Origin of the sequence: Enterorhabdus sp. P55, from assembly GCF_009911695.1 — a bacterium.
Lineage (GTDB): Bacteria > Actinomycetota > Coriobacteriia > Coriobacteriales > Eggerthellaceae > Enterorhabdus.
The window spans coordinates 1-11,683 of sequence record NZ_QWKK01000074.1 but is presented as its reverse complement, the minus strand read 5'-3'; the positions used below and the strand labels follow the sequence as shown (position 1 = coordinate 11,683).

5 protein-coding genes and 1 pseudogene are annotated in these 11,683 nt (G+C 67.6%); all 6 read right to left on the bottom strand.

Annotated elements, in window-relative coordinates; all coding sequences use genetic code 11:
• Positions 1-175 precede the first annotated feature (175 nt).
• Entirely contained in the window at positions 176-1,543 is a 1,368-nt protein-coding gene (gene glmM / locus D1643_RS07820) for a phosphoglucosamine mutase (protein ID WP_160710091.1), read from the bottom strand.
• Between the two features lies 1 nt (position 1,544).
• On the bottom strand, positions 1,545-2,021 hold the full coding sequence (hisE, locus tag D1643_RS07815; protein WP_160710090.1) for a phosphoribosyl-ATP diphosphatase: 477 nt from the start codon (positions 2,019-2,021) through the stop codon (positions 1,545-1,547).
• A gap of 269 nt (positions 2,022-2,290) precedes the next feature.
• Positions 2,291-6,697, bottom strand: coding sequence for a DNA-directed RNA polymerase subunit beta' (locus D1643_RS07810; RefSeq protein ID WP_160710089.1), 4,407 nt, complete (start codon positions 6,695-6,697; stop codon positions 2,291-2,293).
• 1 nt (position 6,698) lies between these two features.
• Complete coding sequence (locus D1643_RS07805) at positions 6,699-10,229, bottom strand: DNA-directed RNA polymerase subunit beta (RefSeq protein WP_160710088.1); 3,531 nt, start codon at positions 10,227-10,229, stop codon at positions 6,699-6,701.
• A 174-nt stretch (positions 10,230-10,403) separates the two neighbouring features.
• The gene (locus tag D1643_RS07800; RefSeq protein ID WP_160710087.1) at positions 10,404-11,285 is read right to left on the bottom strand and encodes a DUF4097 family beta strand repeat-containing protein; all 882 of its coding nucleotides are present in this window, start codon (positions 11,283-11,285) and stop codon (positions 10,404-10,406) included.
• Between the two features lie 9 nt (positions 11,286-11,294).
• Positions 11,295-11,683, bottom strand: a pseudogene (locus D1643_RS07795) (hypothetical protein); the annotation flags it as partial.

Genomic DNA, 11,683 nt, shown 5'->3' with positions numbered 1-11,683 from the left:
GCCGCGCCCGCGCCCGCCAGCGCCGCGCCCGCCAGCGCCGCGCCCGCGCCGCATCCCGCCCGGCGCCCCATCGCAGACGCAAACGGGGCGCCCCCTCAGGGACGCCCCGTCAATCGCAGCGCGCAGGAAGCCCGCGCCTCGCAGCTTGCCGCTCCTCGCGAGCGCGCCAAAGGCGCTAGCCCTCTCGCTCCACCACCTCGGCGAGCTTTCGGGCCTCGGCGGCGGCCTGCTCGGCGTCGAGCGCCTCCACCATCACGCGGATGACCGGCTCGGTGCCGCTCGGACGCAAGAGCACGCGGCCGTTGTCCCCCAGGGCCTCCTCGGCGGCGGCCACGGCGGCCACGATGGCCGGGTTCTGCGCAGCGGTGTGCTTGTCGCGCACGCGCACGTTGATGAGCTCCTGCGGGAAGCGCGTCATGACGGCCACGGCCTCGGCCACCGGCTTGCCGGTGCGCTTGACCGCCGCGAGGAACTGGCAGGCGGTCATGAGGCCGTCGCCCGTGGAGTTGTACTCCAGCAGGATCATGTGGCCCGACTGCTCGCCGCCGATGGCGTAGCCCTTCTCGCGCATCTCCTCCAGCACGTAGCGGTCGCCCACCTTCGTCTGCACCACGTCGATGCCGGCATCGCGCATAGCGTGCACGAAGCCCAGGTTGCACATGACCGTGCTCACCGCAGTGTTGCCGGCCAGCACCCCGCGCTCCTTCATGTCGAGCGCGCACACGGCCTCCACCATGTCGCCGTCTATCTCCAAGCCGCCGGGAGCCATGAGCATCACGCGGTCGGCATCGCCGTCGTGGGCGATGCCCACGTCCGCGCCGGTCTCCTCCATGAGGGCGGCCAGCGGCGCCAGGTGCGTGGAGCCGCACTGCACGTTGATGTCGGTGCCGTCGTAGTCCTCGTTGATGGCGATGACCTCGGCGCCCAAGCGACGCAGGGCCTCGGCGCTCGTGAGCGCGCTGGCCCCATGGCCGGCGTCCAGCGCGATGGTCATGCCCGAGAAGTCGATGCCCTGGGCGCGGATGCTGTCCACGGCATGGTTGATGTAGATCTCGCAGGCCTCCTCCACGGGAATGGCCACGCCCAGCGCCGGGCCAGACGGCATGGCGGCCTCCTCGCCGGCAGCCACCGCGCGCTCCACCAGGCCCTCCAGGCCGCTGCCCGCGACGAACGCCTCGATCTCGTCCTCCACGGAGTCAGGCAGCTTGAAGCCCTCGGCGTCGAAGAACTTGATGCCGTTGTACTCCGGCGGGTTGTGCGAGGCCGAGATGACCACGCCGCCGCCGGCCCCCAGCTCGCGCACGAGCAGGGCCACGCCCGGCGTGGGGATGACCCCGGCCAGAAGGGCCGTGCCGCCAGCGCTCGTTATGCCGGCCACCAGGGCCGCCTCCAGCATGTCGCCGGACAGGCGGGTGTCCTTGCCCACCACGATGGACTCCCCCAGGGTGGTCACGGCGGCCTGGCCCAGGTGATAGGCCATCTTGCAGGTCAGCTCCACGTTGGCGATGCCGCGCACGCCGTCGGTTCCGAACATTCTGGGCATCTTACTTCCCCCTTCGCACATACTCGTCGTATAGACGGACGGCGCCAGCAGGGCGCTCGTCCGCAGTCATGCGGTTGTTGAGCTCGGCGGCCAGCTCGTCCAGTCCGATGCCGAAGCGCTCAAGCACCACCAGAAGATGGTAGACCACGTCAGCCGCCTCGTAGCGCAGGTGGTCGACCGACTGGCTGGCCGCCTCGGCCAGGCGCTCGGCAGCGGTAGATCCGGGAGCCACCTCGGCGGACTCACCGGCGAAGTAGAGCGCAGAATCCGCGTCCTTGGCCGCCAGGGCCACCTCTCCGGCCTCCTCCATGACCTTCTTCAGCACCGCGTCCACGTCCCCGGTCAGCAGGCGGTGGGTGTAGCTCTCCTCACCCGCCTCGCGCCGGGCAGCGATGGTGGCCGCCAGGGCCTCGAGCGAGGCACCCGCCTGCGATGCCGGGGGCTGCTCGCCCTCGGGCACATAGGTCTTCTGGCCCATGCCCGTCTCCTTTCCTCCGTTTTTCGCCCCGAACTTGCAGATTCGGACGGTTTTGCACTCATGCGGGCACGGCTGCACGCCCTTGCGGCCAGGCGGCGCGACCAAACCCCCAGGTCACCGATGGCCATCCCAAAAGACAGTCCATCAGACGGCTCCACAAAGCCCGCAGCAGGGTGCAAAACCGTCCGAATCTGCATGATAGGGGGCTGATCGTGCACTGTCACGAAAAGGGGCGAGCCGAAGCCCGCCCCTTTGCCTTCGATCAGCGGCTACTCGTCGTCCTCGTCGTCAGCCGCGGCCTCGGTCTCCTCGCTGGTGATGCCGAAGCCGAAGGAGCCCACGGAGCCCAGCAGGGCGTCCAGCTCCTCGAGGTTACGCTGGTAGGAGCGGGGCGGCAGGGCCTCGCCCAGCATCTCCTCGTCGTCGGTGTTGAACGTCGGGGGCTCGTCACCGCCGATGAGGATGGTGTCGTCAGGCGAGAACACCATGTCGAGCAGCTGGCTCATGTCGTCGCTCGTAGCGGCCAGGTCGTCCTCGATGACGTGCATGAGGTCGCGGGCCTCCAGGCCCTCCTTGAGCTCCTCGATGGCCTTCACGCCGATGCCCTCGATGCGCAGCAGGTCCTCCTCGGTGTGTCCCACCAGGTCGGCCACCGTCTCGATGCCGGCCTCGGAGAACTTGTTCGCCCAGCGCTGAGACACGCCCAGATCATCGTAGATGTACAGGCGCGCATCCTCGTCGGACAGGTTATGACCGCGGTGGCCCAGCGAAAGGGCGCTGTAGTAGCCGCCGAAGCCGCCGCCCGCGTTGAAGTAGCCGTCGCCGTCCAGCGACCAGTCCTGAGGCTGGGGCAGCAGGTCCTCGATCTCGCGCAGGGCATCCGGCGCGAAGTCCGGCAGCGCGTCGCCCGCCACGCCGTCGATCGGGCGTCCCTTGTAGGTGAGCCGCACGTCGCGGTAGCGCTTGAGGCCCGTGCCCGCAGGGATGGGCTTGCCGATGATGACGTTCTCCTTCAGGCCGGCCAGGTGATCCGTCTTGCCCTCGATGGCGGCGTCGGTGAGCACCTTGGTGGTCTCCTGGAAGGAGGCGGCGGACAGCCACGAGTCCGTGGCCAGCGACGCCTTGGTGATGCCGAGCAGCAGCGGCTGGCCCACCGGCGGCTCCTTGCCCTCGGCGATGAGCTCGTTAGCCACCTTCTCGAACTCGAAGCGGTTGACCTGGCGACCCGGCAGGAAGTCGGAGTCGCCCGAGTCGAGCACGGCCACCTTGCGCAGCATCTGGCGCGCGATGACCTCGATGTGCTTGTCGTTGATGTCCACGCCCTGGGAGACGTACACGCCCTGGACCTGGCTCACGATGTAGCGCAGGGTGGAGTTGGGGTCGGTCAGGCGCAGCAGGTCGTGCGGGTTCACCGAGCCCTTGGTGAGCTGCTGGCCCACCTTCACCTGGCAGCCGTCCATCACGCCGGGGAGCAGCTGGGCGCGCGCCGACACGACGTACTCGCGGTAGTTGCCCTCCTGGTCGTGGATGGTGATGGTCTTGGAGGTCTTGTCGCCCGAGACCTGCATGGTGCCGGAGATCTCCGCGAGCACCGCCTGGCCCTTGGGCTTGCGGGCCTCGAAGAGCTCCTGGACGCGGGGCAGGCCGTGGGTGATGTCCTCGCCGGCCACGCCGCCGGTGTGGAAGGTACGCATCGTCAGCTGCGTGCCGGGCTCACCGATGGACTGGGCCGCGATGATGCCGACGGCCGTGCCGATGTTGACCGGGCGGGCGGTGGCCAGATCCCAGCCGTAGCACTTCTGGCAGACGCCGTGCTCGGCATGGCAGGTCATGATGGTGCGGATGATGACCTCCTCGACGCCAGCCTGGCTCATGGCGCGCAGCTGGTCCATGGAGGTGATGTACTCGTCGGCGGCCTGAACCAGCTCGCCGTCGGTGCCGCGCACGTCCTCGAGCAGGCAGCGGCCGATGAGGTTCTCGTCCAGGTCGCCCTTCTCGTTGACGATGGGGTACGGGACGCCCTCGGTGGTGCCGCAGTCGATCTCGCGGATGATGACGTCCTGGGCCACGTCCACCAGACGGCGGGTCAGGTAGCCCGAGTCGGCGGTACGCAGCGCGGTGTCGGCCAGGCCCTTGCGGGCGCCGTGGGTCGAGATGAAGTACTCGAGCACGGAGAGGCCCTCACGGAAGTTCGCCTTAATCGGGCGGTCGATGATCTCGCCCTTCGGGTCGGACATGAGGCCGCGCATGCCGGCCAGCTGGCGGATCTGCTTGATGTTGCCGCGAGCGCCGGAGAACGCCATCATGTAGATGGGGTTGAACTTGTCGAAGTTGGCCGCCATGGCCTCGCCGACTTCCTCGTTCGCCTCGTTCCAGATGTCGACGACCTGCTTGTGGCGCTCGTCGTCGGACATGAGGCCGAACTCGTAGTCCTCGTCGATGGCCGCCACCTTGGCATCGGCCGCCGCGAGGATCTCCGCCTTGTTCGGCGGCACCGTGGCGTCGTAGACCGACACCGTGACGCCGGCGCGCGTGGCGTAGTGGAAGCCCGCGTCCTTCAGGCCGTCCAGGATGGGCGGCACCTCGGAGAGCGCGTAGCGGTTGCACACGTCCTCCACCAGGCGGCTGATCTCCTTCTTGTTCATCTCGTAGTTGAGGAACGGGTAGTCGGCGGGCAGCACGTCGTTGAAGATGATGCGGCCCACGGTGGTCTCGATGCGCTCGCCGGCAGCGTGGTCCTCGAACTCGCCGAAGGCGGTGGCGATGCGGGTGTCCATGCGCAGGCGCACCCAGATCTTGGCCTGGAGGTCCAGGTCGGCGCGGGCGTCGTAGGCGTTCATGGCGTCGTCCATGTCGATGAACACGCGGCCCTCGCCCGGGAACCCGTCGCGGGCGGCCGTCAGGTAGTACAGGCCGATGATCATGTCCTGGGTGGGCACGGTCAGCGGGCGGCCGTGAGCGGGCGACTTGATGTTGTTGGACGACAGCATGAGCACGCGGGCCTCGGCCTGGGCCTCAGCGCCCAGCGGCACATGCACGGCCATCTGGTCGCCATCGAAGTCGGCGTTGAAGGCGGTGCAGACCAGCGGGTGCAGCTTGATGGCCTTGCCCTCGACGAGCACCGGCTCGAAGGCCTGGATGCCCAGACGATGCAGGGTTGGCGCGCGGTTCAGCAGCACGGGGTGCTCGGCGATGACCTCCTCCAGCACGTCCCAGACGTAGCTGGCGCCACGATCCACGGCGCGCTTGGCGGCCTTGATGTTGGCGGCGTACTCCAGCTCCACCAGGCGCTTCATGACGAAGGGGCGGAACAGCTCGAGCGCCATCTGGCTCGGCAGGCCGCACTGGTGCAGCTTGAGCTGCGGGCCCACGACGATAACCGAGCGGCCGGAGTAGTCGACGCGCTTGCCCAGCAGGTTCTGGCGGAAGCGGCCCTGCTTGCCCTTCAGCATGTCGCTGATGGACTTGAGCGGGCGGTTGCCCGGGCCCGTCACAGGGCGGCCGCGGCGGCCGTTGTCGAAGAGCGAGTCCACGGCCTCCTGCAGCATGCGCTTCTCGTTGTTGACGATGATCTCAGGCGCGCCCAGGTCGAGCAGGCGCTTGAGGCGGTTGTTGCGGTTGATGACGCGGCGGTACAGGTCGTTCAGGTCCGACGTGGCGAAGCGGCCGCCGTCCAGCTGCACCATGGGGCGCAGGTCGGGCGGGATGACCGGGATCACGTCGAGGATCATGTCGGAGGGCTTGTTGTCGGACTTGAGGAACGCGTCCACCACCTTGAGGCGCTTGATGGCCTTGGCGCGCTTCTGGCCCTTGCCCGTGGCGATGGTCTCGCGCAGCTCCTCGCCCGTGGCCTCCAGGTCCATGGCATCCAGCAGGTCGCGCACGGACTCGGCGCCCATGCCGCCGGTGAAGTAGTCGCGGTAGTTGGCGCGCATCTCACGGTAGAGCGCCTCGTCGGGAACGAGCTGCTTCGGCTCGATCTTCATGAAGGCGTCGAAGGCGTCCTGGCGCAGGGCCTTGCGCTCGTTGAACTCCTCGTAGATGTCGGCGACCTCCTCGTCGACCTCCTCGGGGGTCATGCGCTCGTCCTCCTCGACCTCGTCCACGAAGTCGTCGTCCTCGGGGACGTAGTCGGTGGACAGGCGGCGGGTGGCCTCGATGAGGCGGTCGCGCTCGGCGTCCAGCTCGTCGAGGTCGGCGGCGAGCTCGTCACGCAGGTCGTCGGCGTCCTCCTCGCGAGCCTCCTTGTCCACGCTCGTGATGATGGAGCTGGCGAAGTACAGGACCTTCTCAAGCTCCTTCGGCGGGATGTCAAGCAGGTAGCCCAGACGCGACGGGCTGCCCTTGAAGTACCAGATGTGGCTCACGGGAGCAGCCAGCTCGATGTGGCCCATGCGCTCGCGGCGCACCTTGGAGCGGGTCACCTCAACGCCGCAGCGCTCGCAGACGATGCCCTTGAAGCGCACGCGCTTGTACTTGCCGCAGGCGCACTCCCAGTCCTTGGTAGGACCGAAGATCTTCTCGCAGTACAGGCCGTCCTTCTCGGGCTTGAGAGTGCGGTAGTTGATGGTCTCGGGCTTCTTGACCTCGCCGCGCGACCAGCTGCGCACGTCCTCGGCGCTGGCCAGGGAGATACGCAGGGCGTCAAAGTTGTTCACGTCGTATTCCGTGGGCATCCTAGGCCTCCTCTCCCTCGCCGATGAGTTCGTTGATATCAGTGTCAGTAGAGACGTCGCTCATCAGTTCTCCCAGTTCAGCAGCAATGTCATCGATGGCAGAGGCCGTCTCGTCCTCGGTCTTCTTCGCGTCAGCGGCCAGGGCCTCGTAGAGCGCCTGGTCCACGTCGAGCTCCTCCTCGCCGTTCTCGGAGGGCAGGTCGTGGCCCTCGAGCTCGATGTTGAGGCACAGCGACTTCATCTCCTTCACGAGTACCTTGAAGGACTCGGGCACCTCGGGCGCCGGGATGTTCTCGCCCTTGACGATGGCCTCGTAGGACTTGACGCGGCCGGCCGTGTCGTCGGACTTGACGGTCAGGATCTCCTGCAGCACGTTGGAGGCACCGTAGGCGTAGAGCGCCCACACCTCCATCTCGCCGAAGCGCTGGCCGCCGAACTGCGCCTTGCCGCCCAACGGCTGCTGGGTGATGAGGCTGTAGGGGCCGGTCGAGCGCGCGTGGATCTTGTCGTCCACCATGTGGCCGAGCTTCAGGATGTAGGTCTGGCCCACGGTGATGGGCTCGCGGAACTTCTCGCCCGTGCGGCCGTCGTAGAGCCAGGTCTTGCCAGTACGGGACAGCTGCGGCACCAGCTCGTCGCGGGCCATGTCGCCGTACTTGGCATGGTTGATGTTGATGAGGTTGCGGTTGGCGTGCTCGATGGCGTCCGAGATCTCCTTCTCGGTGGCGCCGTCGAAGACGGGCGTGGCCACGAACATCGGGCCCTCGACCACCTCGTCGGTCTCCTCGGCGTCCGACCAGCCCCACTTGGCAGCCCAGCCCAGATGGTTCTCGAGCAGCTGGCCCACGTTCATACGGGAGGGAACGCCCAGCGGGTTCAGGATGACGTCGATGGGCGTGCCGTCAGCGAGGTAGGGCATGTCCTCCACGGGCAGCACGCGGGAGATGACGCCCTTGTTGCCGTGGCGGCCGGAGAGCTTGTCGCCCTGCTGCACCTTGCGCTTCTGGGCCACGTAGATGCGCACGAGCTCGTTCACGCCGGGCGCCAGCTCGTCGCCGTTCTCGCGGGAGAAGCGGTGGATGCCGATGACGCGGCCGCCGGAGCCGTGAGGCACCTTGAGGGAGGTGTCGCGCACCTCGCGGGCCTTCTCGCCGAAGATGGCGCGCAGCAGGCGCTCCTCGGCGGTGAGCTCCGTCTCGCCCTTGGGGGTGACCTTGCCCACCAGCACGTCGCCCGGGAACACCTCGGCGCCCACGCGGATAATGCCGTCGGCGTCCAGGTCCGAGATCATGTCGTCGGAGATGTTGGGGATCTCGCGGGTGATCTCCTCGGGACCGAGCTTGGTGTCGCGGGCGTCAACCTCGTACTCCGAGATGTGGATGGAGGTCAGCAGATCCTCGGACACCACGCGCTCGGACACGATGATGGCGTCCTCGTAGTTGTAGCCCTCCCAGGGCATGTAGGCCACCATGAGGTTCTGGCCCAGCGCCAGCTCGCCGCCGTCGCAAGACGGGCCGTCGGCCAGCACGTCGCCGGCCTGGACCTCGTCGCCCTTGCGGACGAGCGGGCGGTGGTTAATGCAGCCGGACTGGTTGGAGCGCTGGAACTTGGGGATGAGGTACTCGTCGTACTCGCCCTCGTCGTTCAGGATGATGATGGTCTGGCCGTCCACGTAGTCCACCACGCCGGGGCGCTGGGCCACGAGGATCTCGCCGGAGTCCACCGCGATGCGATGCTCGATGCCGGTGCCGACGAGCGGTGCCGTCGGGCGCAGCAGCGGCACGGCCTGGCGCTGCATGTTCGAGCCCATGAGGGCGCGGTTGGCGTCGTCGTGCTCGAGGAACGGGATGAGCGAGGTAGCCACCGAGGTCATCTGGCGCGGGGACACGTCCATGTAGTTGACGCGCTCCGGCTCCACCTCGTCGGGCTCGCCGAACTCGCCGGCGGCGTTCTTCGTGCGGCACAGGACGCGGGCGGCCTTGTGGAACACGCCGTCTTCGTCGGTGTAGCCGAACTCGCGGGTCTCAGGATCGAACAGGTCGTTGGCCTGCGCGATGATGTAGTTCTCCTCCTCGTCGGCGGTGAGGTAGTCCACCTCGTCGGTGACCTTGCCGTCCACCACGCGACGGTACGGCGTCTCGATGAAGCCGTAGGCGTTGATGCGACCATAGGTGGCCAGCGAGCCGATGAGACCGATGTTCGGGCCTTCAGGCGTCTCGATGGGGCACATGCGCCCGTAGTGGGAGGTGTGGACGTCGCGGACCTCAAAGCCAGCGCGCTCGCGGGACAGACCGCCCGGGCCCAGGGCCGACAGGCGGCGCTTGTTGGTGATGCCGGCGGCGGGGTTGGTCTGGTCCATGAACTGCGAGAGCTGCGAGGAGCCGAAGAACTCCTTGGTGGCCGCCACGATGGGGCGGATGTTCACGAGCGACTGCGGCGTGATCTCGTCGGGCTCCTGCATGGACATGCGCTCGCGCATGACGCGTTCCATGCGGGACAGGCCGATGCGGAACTGGTTCTGGATCAGCTCGCCCACGGAGCGGATGCGGCGGTTGCCGAAGTGGTCGATGTCGTCGGTGGCGTAGCCCTCCTCGCCCTCGTGCAGGGCGATGATGTAGCGCATGGTAGCCACGATGTCGTCATCGGTGAGGGTGGAGGAGTCGTTCTCCTCCGGGTCGAAGCCGAGCTTCTTGTCGATCTTGTAGCGGCCGACCTTCGCCAGGTCATAGCGCTGCGGGTTGAAGAACAGGCCCTCGAGCAGGGTGCGGGCGCTGTCGATGGTCGGCGGCTCGCCGGGACGGAAGCGCTTGTACAGCTCGATGAGCGACTCCTCCTTGGTGGTGGCGGGGTCGCGGTCGAGGGTGCGCAGCACCATCTCGGAGTCGCCGAGGAGCTCGATGATCTCCTCGCGGGTCTCGGCCAGGCCGAGGGCGCGCACGAGCAGCGTGGCCGGCTGCTTGCGCTTGCGATCGATGCGCACGGAGAGCAGGTCGCGCTTGTCCGTCTCGAACTCGAGCCAGGCGCCGCGGGAGGGGATGACCTTCGCGGAGTAGATGGTCTTGTCGGAGGTCTTGTCACGCTCGGCGGCGAAGTAGACGCCGGGCGAGCGAACCAGCTGGGACACGACGACGCGCTCGGTGCCGTTGATGATGAAGGTGCCGCGCGGGGTCATGAGCGGGAAGTCGCCCATGAACACGTCCTGCTCCTTGATCTCGCCTGTCTCGCGGTTGATGAAGCGAATCTCCACGAAGAGGGGCGCCTGGTAGCTGACGTCCTTCTCCTTGCACTCGTCCACCGTGTACTTGGGCTCGCCGAACTCATGACGGCCGAACTCGACGGCCATGTCCTTCGTGTTGTTCTCGATAGGACAGATGTCGGCGAAAGCCTGCGCCAGGCCCTCTTCCTTGAACCAGTCGAAGCTTTCCGTCTGGATGGCGATAAGATTGGGGACGTCCATCACGTCCGGAATCTTCGCGAAGCTTCTGCGATCCCTATAAAGGCTGGTGGGAGCGGTGTTTTTTCCTTGAGCCACGAGGCTGTTCCTCCTTCACGCGCATCGCAAATCTGCAAAAAAGTTGCAATTTGCTAAGATATGACGCCCGCAAAACCAAGTCAAGGAAAATTTTAACCAGCTGTGGAAATTCTTTGGACTTTTACGCAAAAACCCCGCCCGAACTGGGCGGGGTTTCTCATTTGAAAACGGATGCTAGGCCTTGCCTATCACCATATGGCCGCTCGTCATGGTGACCCACACATGCATCGGGCCGCCGTCGCCACTTATAGAGAGGTTGCCGTCGGTGGTGCAGGGGAAGGCGCTCTCGAAGCTGCCGGAGACCTTGTCCACCTGGGCTGTGAAGCCGGTACCGTCGGGCACGAGCAGCCGCAGGTCCCCGCTGGCGAGGGACGCGGTCACGTCATGGGGCACCTCGCCGCCCAGGCGTGCCTCGACGTTGCCCGAGGCGATGTCGAACTCGGCGCGCTCGCTCACGGACACGCCCAGGACCATGGCGCCGCTGGCCAGCTCGACATCCATCTCGCGGGCTGTCACGTCCGATGCCGTGGTGCGCCCGGACGCCTGCTCCAGCAGCAGCCGATCGCACCGGATGCCGGAGAGCGCGTAGTCGCCGGAGGCCGCGGACAGCGACACCAGGTCGAGCCGCTCGGCCAGGGACGCGGGCACCTGAATGACCAGCTCCTTGTGGCCGGCGGCGCAGCCGAACATGAAGCCGCCCGTCACGCCGTAGTCCACCACGAGGGTACGGCCGTCCACGTAGGCGACGGTCTGGGGCTGGCGCCCCGGGCCCACGTAGGTCTCCGCGAGCGTCACGTCGGCGCCGTCGCCCACCACCTCGATGGTCACCGAGCCCGCCGCCCAGTCCACGTCCAGGCTGTCGATGTCCGCGGCCGTGAAGGTGCCGCCGCCGGGCGCCAGGGACTCGCCGGAGCCCCGCGCGCACGACCCGGCTCCCCCGAAGCCGCCCCAGAGGCGGCCTACCGACGCGCAGCCGCCCGTCAGCGCGCCCAGCACCGCCAGGCACAGCAGGATGATGAGGGCCACCTTGACCCACGTGGTCTTCGTCAGCCTCATGGCGACCCCCTATCGTCCCTGCGGCGGAACGGCGCCCGCCGGCGGCATCGACTGCTGGGCAGCGGCCTCCTGGGCTGCCCGGTAACGCTCCACGCGCCGGGCGTGATAGAGCGGGTCGGCCTCGATCACGTTCACGATCCAGTACCAGAAGGGGATGGTGAGGTAGACCGCCCACGACAGGCCGAAGCCCACGGTGAACCCGCCCAGGAAGAACAGCACCACGCACAGGAGCGGATAGGGAAACGAACGCAGGGCGCTCTTGGGAAGCAGGGGCTCCAGGGACGGCGCGACAGGCGGCGCGGCGGGGGCCGGAGCCGGCGGGACCTGGTAGCCGGCGAACCCGTAGGGCGGGGGCGGCGGGGGCGTCGCGCCGGCGGGTGGCACGGCGGGGGCGGGCT

What these genes read in the sequence shown, in the direction of transcription:
- D1643_RS07800 (WP_160710087.1), bottom strand. Translation starts at nt 11,285, where the DNA reads ATGAGGCTGACGAAGACCACGTGGGTCAAGGTGGCCCTCATCATCCTG.
- D1643_RS07810 (WP_160710089.1), bottom strand. Translation starts at nt 6,697, where the DNA reads ATGCCCACGGAATACGACGTGAACAACTTTGACGCCCTGCGTATCTCC.
- glmM (WP_160710091.1), bottom strand. Translation starts at nt 1,543, where the DNA reads ATGCCCAGAATGTTCGGAACCGACGGCGTGCGCGGCATCGCCAACGTG.
- hisE (WP_160710090.1), bottom strand. Translation starts at nt 2,021, where the DNA reads ATGGGCCAGAAGACCTATGTGCCCGAGGGCGAGCAGCCCCCGGCATCG.